Annotated in this window: 19 protein-coding genes, 1 tRNA gene and 1 pseudogene; 12 read left to right on the forward strand and 9 right to left on the reverse strand. The window is 63.4% G+C overall.

Annotated features, from left to right (window positions below):
* Positions 1 to 75 precede the first annotated feature (75 nt).
* The 3 genes from B7G52_RS16490 to B7G52_RS16500 all read right to left on the reverse strand — a co-directional run bounded on the left by B7G52_RS16490 (position 76) and on the right by B7G52_RS16500 (position 1,635).
* Positions 76 to 537, reverse strand: a complete 462-nt coding sequence (locus B7G52_RS16490) for a hypothetical protein (RefSeq protein ID WP_240523498.1) — start codon at positions 535 to 537, stop codon at positions 76 to 78.
* A gap of 69 nt (positions 538 to 606) precedes the next feature.
* A tRNA-Met gene (locus B7G52_RS16495) sits at positions 607 to 683 on the reverse strand.
* Positions 684 to 858: 175 nt separating this feature from the next.
* Entirely contained in the window at positions 859 to 1,635 is a 777-nt protein-coding gene (locus tag B7G52_RS16500; RefSeq protein ID WP_096698660.1) for an enoyl-CoA hydratase, read from the reverse strand.
* Positions 1,636 to 1,768: 133 nt separating this feature from the next.
* Between B7G52_RS16500 and B7G52_RS16505 the strand changes: the two genes are divergently transcribed.
* The 4 genes from B7G52_RS16505 to B7G52_RS16520 all read left to right on the forward strand — a co-directional run bounded on the left by B7G52_RS16505 (position 1,769) and on the right by B7G52_RS16520 (position 4,933).
* Positions 1,769 to 2,584, forward strand: a complete 816-nt coding sequence (locus B7G52_RS16505; protein WP_096698637.1) for an enoyl-CoA hydratase-related protein — start codon at positions 1,769 to 1,771, stop codon at positions 2,582 to 2,584.
* A complete protein-coding gene (paaI, locus tag B7G52_RS16510; RefSeq protein ID WP_096698638.1) occupies positions 2,585 to 3,031 on the forward strand; it encodes a hydroxyphenylacetyl-CoA thioesterase PaaI in 447 nt (148 codons plus the stop codon).
* Positions 3,028 to 4,320 carry a phenylacetate--CoA ligase PaaK gene (gene paaK / locus B7G52_RS16515; protein WP_096698639.1) on the forward strand — a complete coding sequence of 431 codons (1,293 nt, stop codon included), beginning with the start codon at positions 3,028 to 3,030 and terminating at the stop codon, positions 4,318 to 4,320. Before paaI ends, paaK begins: the two co-directional genes overlap by 4 nt.
* Before the next feature lie 97 nt (positions 4,321 to 4,417).
* Positions 4,418 to 4,933 (forward strand): hypothetical protein, encoded by a 516-nt coding sequence (locus B7G52_RS16520; protein WP_096698640.1) that lies wholly within the window; start codon positions 4,418 to 4,420, stop codon positions 4,931 to 4,933.
* A gap of 9 nt (positions 4,934 to 4,942) precedes the next feature.
* Here B7G52_RS16520 and B7G52_RS16525 read toward each other — a convergent pair whose 3' ends face one another.
* The 3 genes from B7G52_RS16525 to B7G52_RS16535 form a co-directional block, all read right to left on the reverse strand.
* Entirely contained in the window at positions 4,943 to 6,775 is a 1,833-nt protein-coding gene (locus B7G52_RS16525; protein ID WP_096698641.1) for a M61 family metallopeptidase, read from the reverse strand.
* 146 nt (positions 6,776 to 6,921) lie between these two features.
* Positions 6,922 to 7,638 (reverse strand): DsbC family protein, encoded by a 717-nt coding sequence (locus B7G52_RS16530; RefSeq protein WP_096698642.1) that lies wholly within the window; start codon positions 7,636 to 7,638, stop codon positions 6,922 to 6,924.
* Positions 7,639 to 7,720: 82 nt separating this feature from the next.
* The gene (locus tag B7G52_RS16535; protein ID WP_096698643.1) at positions 7,721 to 8,860 is read right to left on the reverse strand and encodes an FAD-dependent monooxygenase; all 1,140 of its coding nucleotides are present in this window, start codon (positions 8,858 to 8,860) and stop codon (positions 7,721 to 7,723) included.
* Between the two features lie 87 nt (positions 8,861 to 8,947).
* Between B7G52_RS16535 and B7G52_RS16540 the strand changes: the two genes are divergently transcribed.
* Entirely contained in the window at positions 8,948 to 9,844 is an 897-nt protein-coding gene (locus B7G52_RS16540) for an MOSC domain-containing protein (protein WP_096698644.1), read from the forward strand.
* 13 nt (positions 9,845 to 9,857) lie between these two features.
* Here B7G52_RS16540 and B7G52_RS16545 read toward each other — a convergent pair whose 3' ends face one another.
* A complete protein-coding gene (locus B7G52_RS16545) occupies positions 9,858 to 11,546 on the reverse strand; it encodes a 7TM diverse intracellular signaling domain-containing protein (RefSeq protein ID WP_170954791.1) in 1,689 nt (562 codons plus the stop codon).
* A 31-nt stretch (positions 11,547 to 11,577) separates the two neighbouring features.
* Between B7G52_RS16545 and B7G52_RS23665 the strand changes: the two are divergent.
* From B7G52_RS23665 to B7G52_RS16560, 4 genes and pseudogenes are all read left to right on the forward strand, one after another.
* Positions 11,578 to 11,675, forward strand: a pseudogene (locus tag B7G52_RS23665) (GTPase); the annotation flags it as partial.
* 258 nt (positions 11,676 to 11,933) lie between these two features.
* Positions 11,934 to 12,290, forward strand: coding sequence for a rhodanese-like domain-containing protein (locus B7G52_RS16550; RefSeq protein WP_096698646.1), 357 nt, complete (start codon positions 11,934 to 11,936; stop codon positions 12,288 to 12,290).
* A gap of 271 nt (positions 12,291 to 12,561) precedes the next feature.
* Positions 12,562 to 13,647 (forward strand): redox-regulated ATPase YchF, encoded by a 1,086-nt coding sequence (ychF, locus tag B7G52_RS16555; protein WP_096698647.1) that lies wholly within the window; start codon positions 12,562 to 12,564, stop codon positions 13,645 to 13,647.
* Positions 13,648 to 13,765: 118 nt separating this feature from the next.
* On the forward strand, positions 13,766 to 14,515 hold the full coding sequence (locus B7G52_RS16560) for an rRNA pseudouridine synthase (protein ID WP_096698648.1): 750 nt from the start codon (positions 13,766 to 13,768) through the stop codon (positions 14,513 to 14,515).
* 151 nt (positions 14,516 to 14,666) lie between these two features.
* Here B7G52_RS16560 and B7G52_RS16565 read toward each other — a convergent pair whose 3' ends face one another.
* Positions 14,667 to 15,158, reverse strand: coding sequence for a YqaA family protein (locus B7G52_RS16565; RefSeq protein ID WP_096698649.1), 492 nt, complete (start codon positions 15,156 to 15,158; stop codon positions 14,667 to 14,669).
* Positions 15,159 to 15,300: 142 nt separating this feature from the next.
* Here B7G52_RS16565 and dusB point away from each other — a divergent pair, with 142 nt between their 5' ends.
* Genes dusB through purH form a run of 3 tightly spaced genes read left to right on the forward strand, consistent with a single transcriptional unit; the run spans position 15,301 to position 18,216 of the window.
* Positions 15,301 to 16,371, forward strand: a complete 1,071-nt coding sequence (dusB, locus tag B7G52_RS16570) for a tRNA dihydrouridine synthase DusB (protein WP_096698650.1) — start codon at positions 15,301 to 15,303, stop codon at positions 16,369 to 16,371.
* Entirely contained in the window at positions 16,368 to 16,604 is a 237-nt protein-coding gene (locus B7G52_RS16575; protein WP_096664580.1) for a Fis family transcriptional regulator, read from the forward strand. The genes dusB and B7G52_RS16575 overlap by 4 nt, the downstream gene beginning before the upstream one ends.
* Before the next feature lie 40 nt (positions 16,605 to 16,644).
* Positions 16,645 to 18,216 (forward strand): bifunctional phosphoribosylaminoimidazolecarboxamide formyltransferase/IMP cyclohydrolase, encoded by a 1,572-nt coding sequence (gene purH / locus B7G52_RS16580; RefSeq protein ID WP_096698651.1) that lies wholly within the window; start codon positions 16,645 to 16,647, stop codon positions 18,214 to 18,216.
* A 134-nt stretch (positions 18,217 to 18,350) separates the two neighbouring features.
* Here the strand turns inward: purH and hemL are convergent.
* A partial coding sequence (hemL, locus tag B7G52_RS16585) for a glutamate-1-semialdehyde 2,1-aminomutase (protein ID WP_371329031.1) occupies positions 18,351 to 19,656 on the reverse strand: 1,306 nt, incomplete at its 5' end.

Raw genomic sequence — 19,656 nt, forward strand, 5'->3', positions numbered from 1 at the left:
CTTATTGCGACCGTCAATAAAGGGCTAGGGGCCTGTTTTGTTCGAAAAACGGCTGGCGGGCCGGCGCGGAGCCGGCTACTGCTTGTAGCGGGGCAGCTGGTTGTAGGGGGTCTTGCCGTCGTCCTGCGGTGCGGCTTCGCCCTCGAAGCTGAAGAGGAAATTGCGCGTGGACAGGCCGGCGCGTTTTTCCCTGGCTTCCTCAGCAGTCAGCACCCAGACCTCGTGCACCAGACCGGCGCTGTCGCGGGTGTAGTTGACCAGCAGCTCCTGGCCCAGCAGGGCGCCCGACAACACATAGTTGTTGTTGACGTTGCGGATGCGGGCACCGGCAGACAGGCGGTCGGCCTTGCCGTTCAGGCTGATGTCGGGCGGTGCCCGGACCACCAGCAGGCCGCGCAGGGCGGCCTTGGGGAAATTGCGCACGCTGGGGACTTCATCGGTCTGGGCCAGCGCCGGCATGGCGAACAGGCTGACCAGCGTCATCACGATGGCGATCAGTGCGGCGGGCAGGGGCAGGGAGGGCAGGCAGCGTTTCATGGTTTATGTCCAGAGGCTGTGAAGTAACAAAGCCCCAGAGGATCACACCTCTGGGGCTCCGCGAAACCGTGGTGGTGATAGGTGGACTTGAACCACCGACATCAGCATTATGAATGCTGCGCTCTAACCAACTGAGCTATATCACCGCGCGACCGATATTATAGCGGCTCTTTCATAAGTCTAATTGCCGGGCGCATGGCGGCGTTGCGCGGTGCTCGGAATCCTCATGCACCCAAGTGCATTCCGGTGTCCTGCGCTCCGTGCGCCTTGCCCTGCATCCCGGTAATTAAACTTCTGAAAGCGCCGGGAGTCCCCGTTACGCTATCGATTTGTAAACACTGGCTTGCGCTTGTTGACAAAAGCGTCCATGCCTTCCTTCTGGTCCTCGGTGGCAAAGGTCGCGTGGAACAGGCGCCGCTCGAACATGATGCCGTCGGCCAGTGTGCCTTCGTAGGCGCGGTTCACGGCTTCCTTGGCGGCCATCACGGCGATCTGTCCGTAGTCGCAGATCTGCAGCGCGGCGGCCAGCGCTTCCGCCATGAGCTTGTCCAGCGGCACGACACGGCTGACGAGCCCGCTGCGTTCGGCCTCAAGCGCATCCATCATGCGGCCGGTCAGGACCAGGTCCATGGCCTTGGCCTTGCCGACCGCACGCGGCAGGCGCTGCGTGCCGCCCGAGCCGGGGATGATGCCGAGCTTGATTTCAGGCTGGCCGAACCGGGCGTTGTCCGCGGCAATGATGAAGTCGCACATCATGGCCAGCTCGCAGCCGCCGCCAAGTGCAAAGCCGCTGACAGCGGCGATCACCGGCTTGCGGATGCTGCGGATCTGCTCCCAATTGCGCGTGATGTAGTCGCCCTTGTAGACGTCGGCAAAGCTGTAGCTCGCCATCGCACCGATGTCGGCGCCGGCCGCAAAGGCTTTTTCGCTGCCGGTCAGGATCATGCAGCCGATGGTGTTGTCCGCATCGAAAGCCTTGAGCGCAGCGCCCAGCTCGTCCATCAGCTGGTCGTTGAGCGCATTGAGTTGTTTGGGCCGGTTCAGGGTGACGATGGCCACGCGGCCTTCGGTGGTGGTCTGGATCAATTCATAAGTCATGGCGGGTTCCTTTTGAGGCTGAATCATGCCACGATCCTTTTGCCTGGCCGGCGCGCCACAAGGTGGAAAAGCAAGGGAAAACATTAACCGACCTGACGGTCGGTTAATGCTAGATTCGAAGCAGGAGATGCTTATGACCGATGTCCCTTCCGAACCTGCCGTGCTGTTGTCCGCACGGGGCGCCGTGGCGCTCGTGACGCTGAACCGGCCGCAGGCCCTGAACAGTTTTACCCGCCAGATGCACCAGCAACTCTGGACCGCGCTGGACGCCGTGGAGGCCGATCCAGCGCTGCGTGCCCTCGTGATCACCGGCGCCGGCCGCGGTTTCTGTGCCGGTGCCGATCTGGCCGAGTTCGACTTCGCGCCCGGCCCCAACCTTGTCGAACGTGCCGACCCCGGCCCCATCATCGACCAGGCCTTCAACCCGACGGTGCGGCGCCTGCAGAAGCTGCGCGTGCCGACGATTGCCGCCGTGAACGGCGTAGCCGCCGGGGCGGGCGCCTCGCTGGCCATGACCTGCGACCTGGCGATTGCGGCGCCCGGTGCCAGCTTCATCCAGGCCTTCAGCAAGATCGGCCTGGTGCCCGATGCGGGCGGCTCCTGGTTTCTGGTCAAGCGCCTGGGCCTGGCGCGGGCGCTGGGACTGGCCATGCTGGGCGACAAGCTCAGCGCGAAGGATGCGAAAGAGTGGGGGATGATCTGGGACGTGGCCGCCGAGGGCGAAGACTGCCTGGACAAGGCGATGGCGCTGGCTGCGCGCCTGGCCGTCATGCCGACCCGCGCCCTCGTCGAAACGCGGCGCCTGCTCAGCGAGGGCGCCAGCCGGGGCCTGGATGCCCAGCTGGACCAGGAGCGCGACACCCAGTCGGCGCTGGGCCGCACCCACGATTACATCGAAGGCGTGATGGCCTTCCTCGAGAAGCGCCCGGCAGCGTTCAGGGGCGACTAGATGGATGCCCAAGAGCTGGCCCGCGCCGTGGGCGAATCCATGTTTGCCGCCGACAGTGCCTCGCGCGACTTCATGCAGATGGAACTGGTGTCCTGCGCGCCCGGCCGTGCGGTGATGCGCATGGCCGTGCGTGAGCCCATGCTCAACGGCCACAAGATCTGCCATGGCGGACTGATCTTCACGCTGGCCGACTCGACTTTTGCCTTTGCCTGCAACAGCCGCAACTTGGTCGCGGTGGCGGCGGGTTGCAGCATCGAGTTCCTCAAACCCGGCCAGCTCGGCGATGTGCTGACCTGTGAAGGGGTGGAGCAGACGCTGCAGGGCCGGCATGGGATTTACGACATGAAGGTCAGCAACCAGCGCGGCGAGGTGGTTGCGATGTTCCGGGGCAAGAGTGCACAGATTGCAGGTACCGTCATCCCGGTGACCGGTGCGGAGGCCGCATGACAAGTTTTCCGCTCGAACCGATTGAAAAGGCCAGCCTCGACGAACTGCGCGCCCTGCAGCTCAAGCGCCTGCAGTCCACGCTGCAGCATGCGTACCGGCATTCCCCGGTCTACAAGGCCAAGTTCGATGCTGCGGGCGTGCATCCGGGGGACTGCAAGTCGCTGGCCGACCTGGCGAAGTTTCCCTTCACCACCAAACACGACCTGCGCGCCAGCTATCCCTTCGGCATGTTTGCGGTGCCGCGCGAGCAGTGTGTGCGTATTCACGCGTCCAGCGGCACCACCGGCAAGCCGACCGTGGTGGCCTACACAAAGAATGACGTGGACATGTGGGCCGGCTGTGTCGCCCGCAGCATACGCGCGGCGGGTGCGCGCCCCGGCGACCTGGTGCACATCAGCTACGGCTACGGCCTGTTCACGGGCGGGCTGGGCGCGCACTACGGTGCCGAGAAACTGGGCCTGACCGTCGTGCCGTTTGGCGGCGGGCAGACCGAACGGCAGGTGCAGCTGATCACCGATTTTAAGCCCGACATCATCATGGTGACGCCCAGCTACATGCTGGCGATCGCCGATGAGTTTGAAAAGCAGGGGCTGTCCGCCGCCGACGCCAGCCTGCGCATCGGCATTTTTGGTGCCGAACCCTGGACCAACGACATGCGCCTTGCGATTGAAAAACGCATGGGTATCGATGCCGTGGACATCTATGGCCTGAGCGAGGTCATCGGCCCGGGCGTGGCCAGCGAGTGTGTGGAAACCAAGGACGGCCCGACCATCTGGGAGGACCATTTCTACCCCGAGATCATCGATCCCGTCAGCGGTGAACTGCTGCCCGACGGCGAGATCGGCGAGCTGGTGTTCACCAGCCTGAGCAAGGAAGCGCTGCCCATCATCCGCTACCGGACACGCGACCTCACGCGCCTGTTGCCCGGCACGGCGCGCAGCATGCGCCGCATGGAGAAGATCACGGGCCGCAGCGACGACATGATGATTGTGCGCGGCGTCAACGTGTTTCCAACGCAGATCGAGGAGTTGATTCTCAAGCGCCATGAGCTTGCGCCGCATTACCAATGCATTCTGACCCGCGAGGGCAACATGGACAGCCTGCGTGTGGCGGTGGAGACCCGCCCCGGCCTGGCGCCCGACAGCCCGTCCGCGCGGGCAGCGGCTGATGTGCTGCAGCATGAGATCAAGGCCTACATCGGGACCAGTGTGGATATCGAGTTGCGTGCCGAGGGCGGTGTGGAGCGCAGTCTGGGCAAGGCCAAGCGGGTGCTGGACCGCCGGAACTGAGCGCCTCTTTTTCCGGGTTTTTCCGGGGTAAGCACCCTCTCGACGTTGTACTGTTTTGGTTCTAGACTGGTTTGACAACTAGTTACAGGAGGTTGCCATGCCCGACAAGCAAGTGATTTATCACAAGACACAGAAGGGGACGGAGGCGATTGCAGACCGGCATTCAGGCCTGGCCCCCAGACTGCGCTCCCTGTTGATCATGGTTGATGGCAAAAGAACCTATGCAGAACTGACGACCATGGCCTCGGCGTTGGGCGATCCGGGGCGTCTTTCAGAACTTGAAGCCGAGGGTCTGGTCGAGCCGGCAGTGGTCGAGGGAAAAACCATGCCGGCCGCGCTGGAACCGGCCGGTGCCCCGCAGCAGCCGGCAGCGGCCGCACCGCCGCAGCGCGCGGCCAACCTGGCGCAGGCGCAGCGTTTCTCCTCGCATTTGCTGGAGCACCTGCTCGGTCCGATGGCCGAGCCGCTGTGCATCAAGATCGAGGGCGCGCGGGACCTCGCCGATTTTGTCGCCGTGATCAAGCGGGCCCGCGAGATTGTTCGCGAGATCAAGGGCAGTGCCGAAGCAGAGCGTTTTGTGGCCAAAATCGAAGCGCAGATGCCTGTTGGCTGAGGCCCGGGCTCAGGCGGCGGACACCAGCCACTTTTTCACCAGGGCCGCGTCCTTGGCCAGCAACCGCCAGGTGGTTGTGTCTGGCGGCATCGTCAACTCGAGCCGAAGCAGGCGCTTGTCGCGCGCGACCAGCGCCGTGATCTTTTTGGTGGGTCCGGCGTAAAACGGCAATTCATCGAGCTTGCCCAGGCGCCAGCCCGGGGTGGACGGCTGGGCCGATTTCCGGCTCTTGCCGGTCACAGGTGTTTCAAGGCCTAGCCACTCGTCGCCGGCGGCAAACCCGGCACGTTCGGCCGCACCGCCGCGCAATACCGTCTTGATCTGGATGCCGCCCGTTTCCTGTACCCGCAGGCCCAGCGCCTGCGCCAGCTGCGCCGGCTCCTCCAGCACGGCGACGCCGTGGCGTTGCAGCAGGTCTTTCAGCGGCAGCTCGCCCGTCCCATGCACCCAGCTGGCGATTTCCGCCGCGTAGGAGCGGCCGCCGACCTCCAGCAGTGCGGCGGCGAAATCCGCTTCGCTCATCACGCCGCCGCGGCAACGCAGCCACAGGCTGCGCATCACGTCGTCCAGCGTGGCCGGTGTGGCGCTCTTGCTTTCAGCGCGCAGGCTCAGGTCAAAACACAGGGCGACCAACGCGCCCTTGGTGTAATAGCTGACCGTGGCATTCGGCGTGTTTTCATCCTGGCGGTAATACTTGACCCAGGCGTCAAAACTGGCCTGTGCCACCGACTGCACCAACCGCCCCGGGGTCTGCATGACCTGGTTGATGGTCCTGTTCAGAAGTTTCAGATAGGCCGCTTCATCGATCAGGCCGGCGCGGCACAGGACCAGGTCGTCGTAGTAACTGGTGAAGCCTTCAAAAAACCAGAGCAGCTGCGTGTAGTTTTCACGGCCGTAGTCGTAGTTGCCGAACTCTGCGGGGCGCAGGCGCTTGACGTTCCAGGTGTGGAAATATTCATGGCTGATCAGCCCGCGCAGCGTGGTGTACCCCTCGGGGAGCTTGCTGCTGCCCAGGCGCGGCAAGTCCTGGCGTTTGCAGATCAGCGCGGTGGAATTGCGGTGCTCCAGCCCGCCGTAGCCGTCGTCCACCGCATTGAGCATGAAAAGGTAATTTTTGTACGGCGGCTTTTTGCCGCCGTGCCAGAAGCGTATCTGGGCTTCGCAGATTTTCCGGGCATCGGCAAGCAGCCGGGCGCCGTCAAAGCTGGCCGTGGCGCCGGCCACCACAAAGCGGTGCGGCACACCGCAGGCCACAAAAGAGCCGCTCCAGAAGCTCCCCATCTCGACCGGGCAATCCACCAGCTCGTCGTAGTGGGCGGCCAGGTAGCTGCCAAAACCCTGCTTGTTGACCTTCAGCGGGCTCAGTCCGGTGGCCACGGACCAGCCGCTGATGGCCGGCGCGGCCACCACTTCAAGCAGGTGCGGCGCCTGGTCCTGGCCATCGACCCGCAGGCACAGGGAGCTGCCGTTGAAGAAGCCGCGTCCCGCGTCCAGCGAGGCCGTGCGTACCGAGTTGTCGTTGGCATAGACCTCGTAGACCAGCACCAGCGACTTGTCCGCGTTGCAGCGGATCTGCCAGCCGCATTTGTCGAGCTGCGCGATCTGGCCGGCAGGCAGCGCCCGGGCACCTTGCCGTGCCCGCAGGCCCTGCAGGTTTTTCGAAAATTCGCGCACCAGGTAACTGCCGGGAATCCACACCGGCAGCGCCACCCGCTGCAGCGCGGCGGGCCGGGCAATGGTCAGGGTGACACGGAACAGATGGGCGTGGAGGTCGGCGATCTCGACGCGGTAGTGGACCCCGACGGATGGCGTTCCGGAGGGCTTGGCGGAAGGTTTAGGCATAGGCGCAAAGAATACCGTACCGGCCGGAGCGCGCCCTGGTGTCCCGGCGGCTGGATTGATTGCTATTGAAAAAAGAGCGGCTACCGCCCGACTGCAAAGGGCGGAAGGTTTGTTTTGTGCATGAACCCAGGCGGTGCGGGCCGGGTTTACTGGACCTTGGCGTCGGTCAGGTATTTCTCGACCTGCTGGGCGCTGATGGCGCCAGGCACGCGCGAGCCGTCGGCAAAAATCAGCGTCGGCGTGCCGGTGATGCGGTATTTTTTGCCGAACTCGACGTTGCGCGCCACCGCGCCGGCGTCGCAGCTGGCATTGGCCACCGGCTGGTCACGCACCATCAGGTCCTGCCAGGCCTTGGCCTTGTCCTTGGCGCACCAGATGTTTTTGGACTTTTCCGCCGAATCCGCACTCAGGATGGGATACAGGAACATGTAGATGGTCACGTCGCTGACCTTTTGCATGTCACGTTCAAAACGCTTGCAATAGCCGCAGTTCGGGTCCTCAAACACGGCCACCTTGCGCTTGCCGTTGCCGCGCACAATGGTGAAGGCGTCTTTCAGCGGGAGCGCATCAAAAGACACGGCGTTGAGCTTGTCGACGCGTTCTTCCGTCAGGTTGCGCCTGACCTTGGTGTCGATCAGGTTGCCCTGGATCAGGTAGTTGCCTTCGGCATCGGTGTAGAAAATATCGCTGCCGTTGACGCGCACCTCATACAGGCCGGCCATGGGTGTCTTGTTGATCTCGTCGATCCTGGGCAGGTTCGGCAGGCGCTCGGCCAGGTTCTTGCGGATGGCCGCTTCCTGCGCAAAGGCGCCCAGGCTCAGGGCCAGCAGTGTGCCGGTCAGGATGGTCTTGAACAGTGTCATTGTTTTCCAGTCTGTGTGATGAACTCTCACGCTTTTCACAGCGCTTCTTTCCGTGTCTTGCCCCGCCCCGCCCAAGGGCCGCTCATCCCGGGCGGTGCGGCGATGAACCCATGGCCTGACGCGTGACCCATTCCTTCAGCGGTCCGCTGCGTGCAAAGCCCTTCATGCCCCAATTGCGCAAAGCCTGCCAGCGCGCGTCGTTTTGCGCGAACAGGCCGTGTAATCCATCCGTCACCGCGCCCATGGCCGCCACATCGGCCTTGCGCGAACGTTCATAACGCCGCAACAGCTTTTCGTCGCCCAGACCGCGCCAGTATTCGCGCCCGTGAATCACGGCCGCGAGTCCGGCCGCATCGGCCAGGCCCAGGTTCAAGCCCTGGCCCGCCAGCGGATGCACGGCATGGGCGGCGTCCCCGGCCAGCGCCCAGCCCGGACCGACCCAGCGTTCGGCCCGCGACAGCGCCAGTGGCCAGCTCGACAGGCTGCTCGCCAACTGCAGGCAACCTGCTTCGGCGCCGCAGACGGTTTGCACTGCTGCGGAAAATTCTTCCGGATTCAACTTCTCAAGCGCGGCTGCGCGCTCTACAGAGACAGACCAGACCAGCGCCACAGAGTTCCCGTCGGCACCGCCAATCGGCAAAAGAGCCAGAATTTCGCCGTTGTGGAACCACTGGCGGGCCACACCCCGGTGCGCCACGTCGCTTTGCAGGCGGGCGGCAATGGCTTTTTGCGGATAGGGCTTGATGATCCATTGCACACCGAACTCGTTGCGGCTGGTGCTTTTCTGGCCCTCGCAAATCACCGTGAGCGCGGCCTTGACAGGCGCCTCCACGGTTTCTATCTGCGGCTGGTAACGCACGGCTTCGGCCAACTGCTGCTCCAGCGCCGGTACATCGACGATCCAGGCCAGGGCCGGGTCGGTGCTGCCTTGCGGGGCTGCAAAATCAAGCCGGCCCCCGTCGTCGCCCCAGACGCGCATTTCCAGCACCGGCGTGGCTGCAGGCGCATCGGGCCAAGCCCGCAGCGAGGCCAGCAGTTGCCGCGAGGCGCTGTTGAGGGCGTAGGCCCGCACATCCTGCGGGACGGCGGGTTCCGCCGGGTTGCCGGCCGGCGCGGGCCGGGCAACCAGCGCCACGTGCAGGCGCTCGCGCGCCAGCAGCAGCGCCAGGGTACGGCCGACCACACCGCCACCGCGGATACACACATCAAAAGGCTTGGACATGGCTCATTTTAGAAGGCAGGGCAAAATCGTCCCCAGTCAGTGCATCTTGAACTGAATTTTTGAAGGGTTTGACACGTGCGTGAATCAATGAGCGAAACATCGAGCCCCGCGTCGGGTGACGTCGGGGCGGTGATTACCGGGCTGTGGGTTTATCCCGTCAAGTCCTGCGCCGGGGTGCAGGTGCAGGAAGCACTGCTGACGGAGACCGGGCTGGAGTTTGACCGGGCCTGGATGGTGGTTGATGCGCAAGGCGCCTTCCTGACGCAGCGTGAGCTGCCGCGCATGGCGCTGATTCAGCCCCAACTCAAGTACCACGACATGGTTCTGCGCGCACCTGGCATGCTGGCGCTGCATATCGCCCTCGACCAGGTAGAGGGGCCGGTGCGCGTGACGATCTGGGACGACGAGGTCAAGGCTTACGACATGGGGCCCATCGCTGCCCAGTGGTTCAGCGATTTTCTCGGCGCCAAGGTCAGGCTGGTCCGTTTTGATCCTGATGAGAGGCGCGCGTCCCAACCGCAGTGGACCGGAGGCGTGGAAGCCCTCAACCAGTTCAGCGACGGCTACCCGGTGCTGGTGCTCAGCGAGGCCTCGCTGGCAGGCCTCAATGACAAACTGCGGGCCGGCGCTCATGCCGCCGTCGGCATGGCACGCTTCCGGCCGAATATCGTGATCGGCGATGCGCCCGGTGCCAGCGAACTGGCGCCGCACGATGAAGACCGGCTCGACCTGCTGGAGATCGCGACGGAACAGGGCGTGGCGCAGCTCAAGCCGGTCAAGCCCTGTCCGCGCTGCCCGATTCCCAACATCGACCCCGCCACGGCGCAGAGCAGCCCCGAGGTCGGCGACACCCTGCAGAACTACCGGCAGGACCCGCGCCTCAAGGGAGCGGTGAGTTTTGGCATGAATGCCATCGTGCTGCAGGGCAACGACCACCTGCTCAGGGTGGGGCAAAGCGTCACGGCCAGCTACAACTTCGACTGAGCCTTGCCGGTGCCTAGGAGCCTGTCGGGCTTGGGGCGTCGAAAGCGAAAATCGGCCCCAGCGAGGACAGTTTTTGCCGCATTTGCAGGCCCATAGCCCAGCTATGGGACAAAAAGACGGTGAAAAATGGACCGCTGCGGTCGATTTGCAGCCGACGACTCCGCGCCGCCATGGCGGTGATCACCTCGCGCGAGGAGACGCCTTCCATGATCAGGCCAAAACATGCTTCATCGACCCGGCCCGCGGTGTCGATTTCGCGCATGATTCGGCGCAGCTTGATCACGCTGCGCAGCAGGCTTTGCTCCGCTACGGCGATACCGTAGTTACGTTTGACGTAGTCGTAGTTCACCAGTTTCACGTACACCACGGCGACCGGTTCCCTGTGGCGTTTGGCGCGGGACACGACCTGCTTGAGCCGGTCTTCAAAGAGATGCCTGGCCAGCAGGCCGGTAAGCGCATCCTGGCTGGCCATGGCCTGCTCGCGTGCCTCGACCCCATGCCTTTCGCGTGAACGGATGTTCAGGGCCACCAGCAGCAAGGGCACCTCGACGGCGAGCGACAACATGAAGGCATATTGCGACGGCCAGGAAGTCGGCACCCAGCCAAAAATCCGGGCCGCTGCCAGCGCGGTGCTCAGTGCCAGCGGGGTGCAGGCCACCAGCACCCAGGCGCCCACCACGTCCTGGCGCCGCCACGTGGTGTAGGCGGTCGCCAGTCCCAGCACCACGATCACCAGCAGGTAGGCGCCGATCAGGTGGACGCCCCATTGCCGGTCCAGCCCGACGTAGGCAAAAGCCAGAAACGGGCCGGCCAGGCCGGTGGCGTAAACCGTCTGGTCAAACCAGCGGTGGCGGCCGGCGATGCCGCACAGCTTGCGAACGGCCAGCAGGGCCGCGCTGCCGCCCAGCAGGCCCAGCACGCCTTGGGCGGCGTTGTTCCAGTCCGCAAAGTTGCTCCACAGAAGGTGACCGGCCATGCCACTCGTGGTCGCGACGACCAGGGCCATGATGGTGGCGTAGATGGCGTACCAGCCGTAAGCCCAGTCGCGGTAGACCCAGCTTTGCCCGGCGCCGGCCACAATCAGCAGAAGCAGGGTACCGAACACCACGCCAATGACCATGTAGTCGAACTGCAGCTGATGGCTGCGGGCCTGGCCGGAGATGGCATTGACCGGAAAATGGGCCGGCGTCACATGCTTGATGCGGACATACACGTCATGCGCTGTTTCGTTTTCCAACGCCAGGTGAAATTGCGCATGGCGGCCCGGTTCGGGCCAGCTGGAGACAGCCACAGTGTCGCCTGCCGTCTGGCTGGTCCAGCGACCCGCGCGGTCGCGCTGAAACACGGTCACCAGGTCGAGCATGGGAAAGGGGAACTCCAGCAGCCAGTCCTGCCTGGAGTCGACTGACCTTTTGAAGCGGAAATGCTGCCACAGCGCAGCTTCGGGGCCGAGGGTGTAGTGGACGTTTGTCCGGGCAGGGCGCATCAAACGTCGGAAGTCGCCCGCGACCATCTGTTCGATCGTTGCACCGGCATCGGCATCCACCCACACCAGGCTGCTTGCCTGCAGGTCAGCCACAGGGGTGTTGTCGTCCAGAACGACCAGCGGCTGGGCCTGGCTGGTCGTACCCAGCAGGCTGAGGAATGCAGCCAGAAGCAGGGCTGTCAGCAAGCCGATTCCCCGGCCTGCTGCGTATCGCATACACTTCTCAGCCTGTTTTTGAAGGTTTTTCATGAGTCTGAAGTGCGGTATTGTAGGCTTGCCCAACTCGGTAAATCGACCCTGTTCAGCGCCTTGACCAAGGCGGGCCTTGCAGCGGAAAACTACCCCGTCAGGCTGGACGATCTGAAAAGGCCAATGGTCTCAAGCCCTTCCGGGAACTCATCAAGATCAGGCGACAAAGCCAGGACAAAAGCGCCAGTCGAAAACGCATCAACTGGAAGAGGCCATCATGAAAGAGAGGCTGTTTTTGGGACTTGTCGGCCCCGAGTGGCCTGCCGAAACAACTGATCCGCAAGGGGCAAGCGCACTCCGCCGGACTTCGCTTATCCACGACAACTTCATCAATTCAGTCCAACAAGGATATATATGGATTTTCTGGGTCTTTTTCAAAAGTACTGGCCATTCATGGCTCTGGTTCTTTGGTTTTCGTACAAGTGGTGGAATTCAAAAAGAGTCATTGCCATGCTGCCAGAACTCAAGAAGAGCGGCGCGATCTTTGTTGACGTCAGATCAGCCGGGGAGTTCGCAAATGGGCACGCCCCTGGAACAATCAACATCCCCCTGCAGGAGTTGGGCGGCAGGCTCGGTGAGATACCCAAGTCCACCCCGGTTGTTCTCTGCTGTGCCAGTGGAACACGAAGTGGAATGGCAAAACTGATGCTGAGGAAGAAGGGCTACCGGAACGTTCATAACGTCGGAACCTGGAGCAAGTTATTGGGCTAATCTTCTTTTCCGAAGCCGCAAAGATCACCGATCCCTGAGGATGCGTCCATCGGTTGCGGTCGCGCGAAGTAGCCAGGATTCGCTGATCAGTACAATCGGCACCAGTTACCCCCAAGGCAAAACGAGGGCAAAAAATCGAGGAATTCGGGCATTTCAGGCTCGGTTTCTCGGTAAGTCAGGCCGGTTGCGCATCGCGCTCTTATCGGGCACTTCCATGCTGCCTGTGTTAGGTGCCATCGTGCAAAAGGGGTTTGATTTATAAGGAAATTTCATGAAATGTGGCATCGTGGGCTTGCCCAACGTCGGTAAATCGACCCTGTTCAACGCCTTGACCAAGGCCGGTATCGCGGCCGAAAACTATCCCTTTTGCACGATTGAGCCCAACGTCGGCATCGTGGAAGTGCCGGATTCGCGGCTGGCAGCGCTGGCGGCCATCGTCAAGCCCGAGAAGATCCAGTCCGCGATTGTCGAGTTCGTCGACATTGCCGGCCTGGTGGCAGGCGCCAGCACCGGCGAGGGTCTGGGCAACAAGTTTCTTGCGCATATCCGCGAGACCGATGCGATTGTGAACGTCGTGCGCTGCTTTGAGGACGATAACGTGATCCACGTGGCCGGCAAGGTGGACCCGATTTCCGACATCGAGGTGATCCAGACCGAGCTGTGCCTGGCGGATCTGGCGGCGGTTGAAAAAGCCCTTCACCGCGTGACGAAAACCGCGCGCTCGGGCGACAAGGAGTCGATCAAGCTCGTCGCGATTCTGGAAAAATGCCAGGCCGCCCTCAACGAAGCCAAACCCGTGCGCACGCTGGAGTTCAGCAAGGAAGAGCTGCCGCTGCTCAAGCAGTTTTTCCTGATCACCGCCAAGCCGGCCATGTTCGTCGGCAACGTGGCCGAAGACGGCTTTGAAAACAACCCTTTCCTGGACAAGCTGCGTGCCTACGCGGCGAGCCAGAATGCGCCTGTCGTGGCCATCTGCGCCAAGATGGAAGCCGAGATGGCCGACATGGAGGAAGAGGACAAAAAAATGTTCCTCGCCGAGATCGGCCAGGAAGAACCCGGGCTGAACCGCCTGATCCGCGCTGCCTACAAGCTGCTGGGCCTGCAGACCTACTTCACCGCCGGTGTGAAAGAGGTGCGCGCCTGGACCATCCATGTCGGCGACACCGGTCCGCAGGCGGCCGGCGTGATCCACACCGATTTTGAAAAGGGCTACATCCGCGCCCAGACCATTGCCTTTGACGACTTCATCACCTACCAGGGCGAGCAGGGCGCCAAGGATGCGGGCAAGATGCGCAGTGAAGGCAAGGAATACATCGTCAAGGACGGCGACGTGATGAATTTCCTGTTCAGCAGCTGATGAGCACACCCCTGCCTGGGCTCACTGCGTGTAGCCCATCCTCCCCTTGCAGGGGACGCCTCCTGTCGCCCGGCGAAGCCGGTTCGACGGTGGCGCTTGAAAGGACCGAGCAGATCGCATGACAGAACCCGTCCGCCTCGCCAAACACCTGGCCCACATGCTCAACTGCTCGCGCCGCGAAGCCGAGCAGTACATCGAAGGCGGCTGGGTGCGCGTCGACGGCGTGGTCGTGGAAGAGCCGCAGCACCGCGTGCTGGACCAGAAAGTCGAACTCGACCCGGACGCCAGCCTGCTGGCGCTGACGCCGGTGACGCTGCTGCTGAACAAGCCGCCAGGCTACGAGGCCGGCCTGGATGCAGGGAGCAAGCGCCCTGCCAACCCGGCTGCACAGTTGCTGGTGCCGGCCAACCACGCGAAAGACGACCGCTCGGGCATCCGGCCCCTGAAAAAACATGTCAGTGCATTGACGCTGGAGACACCACTGGCCACCCCGGCCGGCGGCCTGGTGGTTTTTACGCAGGACTGGCGCGTGGCGCGCAAGCTCAGCGAGGACGCCGCGGTCATGGAACACGAGGTCATCGTGGACGTGACCGGCACCATCGCGCCGGGCGGCCTGCAGCGGCTCAACCGCATCGACCATGGGTTTACCTTCAACGGGGTGTTGTTGCCGCCGGCGAAGGTGAGCTGGCAAAACGAGACCCGTCTGCGTTTTGCGCTCAAGGGTGAACGCCCCGGGCAAATTGCCTTCATGTGTGAAAGCGTCGGACTCGCCGTGCAGGCGATGAAGCGCATCCGTGTCGGGCGTGTGTCCATGAGCAGCCTGCCGGTCGGGCAGTGGCGCTATCTGCAGTCGCACGAACGGTTTTAGGGCCGCCGCCGGGTGGCACAGGCGTAAAAATACAAGCAGGGGCCGCGAATCTGGCTCTGCCAGTCCGCAGGCGCAGCGGCCCCCTAGTGGGGCATCCTTCGACAGGCTCAGGACGAACGGGAAATCAGTGAGCGACCGTGGGGGCCATGTTCTACCCGCCCAGAAAGCGGATGCTGCCCGGAAAGGCCCAGACCAGTGCGCCTGTCATCGTCACGTAACGCGCAAATTTTCCGATGGCCATGTAGGCCACACAGGGCCAGAACGGAAACTTGAGCCAGCCCGCCACCGCGCAAAGCGGGTCACCGACCCCGGGCAGCCAGGCCAGCAGGCAGGCTTTGGGGCCCAGTTTTTCCAGCCAGCGGATGGCCCGGCTGTGGTGTGAGGAGTGCGAATACTTGTCCACCACCTTGTGGGCGCCATAACCCAGCCACCAGTCGAGCACGCCGCCCAGGGTGTTGCCCGCCGTGGCCACCAGCACGGCCGGCCAGAACAGGTGCGGGCTGAGCTTGACGAGGCCGAAGACCACCGGTTCCGAACCCAGCGGCAGCAAGGTGGCGGAGACGAACGAGACCACAAACACCGTGCTCAAGCCGTACTCGGGCAGAGCCAGGGCCTCTATCAGGTGTTGTATCCAGAGTTCCATCTGGGGCGAGTATAGGCAGTGCGCCCGCGTTCTGGCCCTGGAGCCGGCTTGCACGCCTCTTGTCCAGATTTCAATTGCTGAAATTTTGGGCAGTTACAATCGTGCCTCGTTTTTGAGCACCCACACCTTGCCTCCCATTCCCATGAACATCGGCCCCTACGTTTTGGCGAACAACCTGTTTGCCGCGCCGATGGCGGGTGTCACCGACCGTCCGTTCCGGCGTCTGTGCAAGGCCGGGGGGGCGGGTTATGCGGTCAGTGAAATGGTCACTTCGCGGCGCGACCTGTGGGACACCCTGAAGACCTCGCGCCGTGCCAACCACGACGGGGAAGTGGCGCCGATTGCGGTGCAGATTGCCGGCACCGACGCGCAGATGATGGCCGAGGCCGCTGCCTACAACATCGACCGCGGCGCGCAGATCATCGACATCAACATGGGTTGCCCGGCCAAGAAGGTCTGCAACAAGTGGGCCGGCTCCGCCCTGATGCAGGACGAGCCGCTCGCCCTGGCCATCGTCCAGGCGGTGGTGGCCGCCTGCGCGCCGCGCGGCGTGCCCGTGACCCTGAAAATGCGCACCGGCTGGGCCGAATCGCATAAAAACGCCGTCGCCCTGGCGCGTGCCTTTGAAGATGCGGGCGTGCAGATGCTCACGGTCCACGGCCGCACGCGTGAGCAGGGTTACAAGGGCCAGGCCGAGTACGACACGATTGCCGCCGTCAAGGCTGCGGTCGCCGTTCCGGTGGTCGCCAACGGTGACATCGACACGCCCGAGAAAGCCCGCGATGTGCTGGCCTACACCGGTGCCGATGCGGTGATGGTGGGCCGTGCTGCCCAGGGCCGCCCCTGGATTTTTCGCGAAATTGCGCATTTCCTGGCGACCGGCACGCATCTTGCGCCGCCGCTGGTGGCCGAGGTCAAACGCCTGCTGCTCGATCACCTGCTGGACCACTACACACTCTACGGCGACTTCAGCGGCGTCAGGTCGGCACGCAAGCACATCGGCTGGTATGTCAGGACGCTGCCGGGTGGCGAGGCTTTCCGCAGCCGCATGAACCTGCTGGAGGACAGCGAGGCGCAATGGCAGGCGGTGGCGGACTTTTTTGACGGGCTCGGCCTGCGCATGGACCGCATGCCCGTGGTGGGTGCCGGCATGGCGCAGCCGGCAGTCGGCGACAATGCAGAACAGAAAAAGAAGGAAGGGGAGCCCGCATGAGCAAGAAACACATAGAAGAATGCGTACGCACCAGCCTGGAAGGTTATTTCAGGGACTTGCGCGGCACGGAGCCGGACGGCATGTACGACATGATGGTGCGGGTGGTCGAAAAGCCGTTGCTGGAGGTGGTGATGCAGTATGCCGACCACAACCAGTCGCGCGCAGCCGAATGGCTGGGCCTGAACCGCAACACCCTGCGCAAAAAACTCGTTGAACACAAGCTGATCAAGTGACCCGATCGTCGCACCCCATTCCCAGAAACCAAAGACACGCATGAACGCCCTGATTTCCGTCTCCGACAAAACCGGCATTGTTGACTTCGCACGCGCGTTGCACGCCCTCGGCATCAAGCTGATCTCCACCGGCGGCACCGCCCGGCTGCTGGCCGACGAAAAGCTGCCCGTGACCGAGGTCGCCGAACTGACGGGTTTCCCGGAGATGCTCGATGGCCGCGTCAAGACCCTGCACCCGATGGTGCACGGCGGCCTGCTGGCGCGCCGCGAGGTGCCCGAACACATGGCCGCGCTGAAAACCCACGGCATCGACACCATCGACCTGCTGGTCGTCAACCTCTACCCGTTTGAAGCCACCGTCGCCAAGGCCGGCTGCACGCTGGAAGACGCGATCGAAAACATCGACATCGGTGGCCCGGCCATGGTGCGTTCGGCCGCCAAGAACTGGAAAGATGTCGGTGTGCTGACCGACGCCTCGCAGTACGCCGGCGTGCTTCAGGAGATCAAGGCGACCGGCAAGCTGGCCGATGCCACCAAATTCGCCCTGTCGGTGGCCGCGTTCAACCGCATCAGCCAGTACGACGGCGCCATCAGCGACTACCTCTCGGGCATCCAGCCCGATGGCACGCACAGCCTGTTTCCCGGCCAGGCCAATGGCCGCTTCATCAAGGTGCAGGACCTGCGTTACGGCGAAAACTCGCATCAGCAGGCCGCGCTGTACCGCGACCTGTATCCGGCGCCGGGCTCGCTCGTGACAGCCAAACAGTTGCAGGGCAAGGAACTCTCCTACAACAACATCGCCGATGCGGACGCTGCCTGGGAGTGTGTCAAGAGTTTTACCGGACCGGCCTGCGTCATCGTCAAACACGCCAACCCCTGCGGTGTGGCCATCGGCGCCGATGCGCTGGAAGCCTACAGCAAGGCCTTCAAGACCGACCCGACCTCGGCCTTCGGCGGCATCATCGCGCTGAACTGCACGCTCGACGAAACGGCGGCGCATCAGATCTCCAAACAGTTTGTCGAGGTGTTGATGGCCCCGGCCTTCACGCCCGAAGCACTCGAAGTGTTCAAAACCAAGGTCAATGTGCGGATTTTGCAGATCGACCTGCCGCCGGGCGGCGACACGGCGTGGCAACAGGGCCGCAACCTGATGGACGTCAAGCGTGTCGGTTCCGGCCTGCTGATGCAGACCGCCGACAACCACGAACTGGCGCTGGCCGACATCAAGGTGGTCAGCAAGCTGCAGCCGACGCCGGCCCAGCTGCAGGACCTGATGTTCGCCTGGAAAGTGGCCAAATACGTCAAGTCCAACGCCATCGTGTTTTGCGCCGATGGCATGACCATGGGCGTCGGCGCCGGACAGATGAGCCGCCTGGACTCGGCACGTATTGCCAGCATCAAGGCCGGGCATGCCGGTCTGTCGCTCAAGGGCACGGCGGTTGCGAGCGACGCCTTCTTTCCTTTTCGCGACGGTCTCGACGTGGTGGTGGATGCGGGCGCGAACTGCGTGATCCAGCCGGGTGGCAGCATGCGTGATCAGGAAGTGATCGATGCGGCCGACGAACGCGGCGTGGTGATGGTGCTCAGCGGCGTGCGGCACTTCCGGCATTGAATCGGATTTTATTGATAAAAATTGCCTGTAGCCCATATTTTACGGGCGCAGTCAGCTATTGAATTCATAGCGCTTGGAGCGCCCGCCCGGGCTGAGTTGGCCGAAGCCTGTTCTTTGGCGGGCTTGCGCGGCGTTCAGCGTGCAGCAAAAAACCGGGCGGCAGCCTCGACGGTCTCGGCGATGTCGGCCGCCGTGTGCGCCGAACTCACAAAACCGGCTTCATAGAGCGCCGGCGCGTAATACACGCCCTGATCCAGCATCGCGTGGAAGAAGCGGTTAAAGGCCGGGCTGTCGGTCGTCATCACCGTGGCGTAGTTCTGCGGCAGTTGGTCCAGCAGGAAAAAGCCGAACATGCCGCCTTCGCTGTCGCCGCAAAAAGCAACACCGGCTTGGGTCGCGGCTTGGGTGAGGCCGCTGACCAGGCTGCGGGTGCGCTCACCGAGCGCTTCATAAAAGCCGGGCTTTTGCAGTTCGCGCAGGGTCGCCAGTCCGCAGGCCGTGGCCACCGGGTTGCCCGACAGCGTGCCGGCCTGGTAGACCGAACCCAGGGGCGCCAGCAGTTCCATCACCGCGCGCGTGCCGCCAAAGGCGGCCATCGGCATGCCGCCGCCGATGACCTTGCCCAGCGCGGTCATGTCGGGCTGGAAGCCGGGAATGCTTTGCGCATAAAGACTTTGCGCGCCACCGAGGGCGACGCGAAAGCCGGTCATGACTTCGTCGAACACCAGCAGCGCGCCGTATTGCGTGCAGAGCTCGCGGCAGCGCTTCATGAACGGAACACTGGCGCGCACAAAGTTCATGTTGCCGGCAATCGGCTCGATCATCAGGCAGGCCAGATCCTTGCCGTGCACTGAAAAAGCTTCTTCGAGTTGGGCGATGTGGTTGTACTCGAGCACCAGCGTGTGCTGCACGACTTCGGGCGGTACGCCGGCGCTGGTCGGGCTGCCAAAGGTTGCCAGGCCCGAGCCGGCTTTGACCAGCAGCGCGTCGGAGTGACCGTGGTAGCAGCCCTCGAACTTGATGATCTTGCTGCGCCCGGTGGCGCCACGCGCCAGCCGGATCACGCTCATGGTTGCTTCGGTACCGGAGCTCACCAGGCGCAGCATCTCGATGGACGGCACGAGCTTGACGATCTCTTCGGCCAGTTCCACTTCGCGTTCGGTCGGTGCGCCATAGGAGAAGCCCTCGAGCACGGCCTTTTGCACCGCCTCGACAACGGCGGGGTGCCCATGGCCCAGGATCATCGGCCCCCAGGAGCCGATGTAGTCGATGTAGCGCTGACCGTCGGCATCCCAGAAATAGGCGCCCTGGGCGCGCTGCACGAATCGCGGGGTGCCGCCGACGGCCTTGAAGGCGCGTACCGGCGAATTGACACCGCCGGGGATCAGTTTTTTGGCGCGCTCGAACAGTGCTGCATTGCGGGAGGTGTCGGAACTAGTG

The sequence above is a fragment of the Polaromonas sp. AER18D-145 genome, assembly GCF_002379095.1.
Classification (GTDB): Bacteria; Pseudomonadota; Gammaproteobacteria; order Burkholderiales; family Burkholderiaceae_C; genus Polaromonas.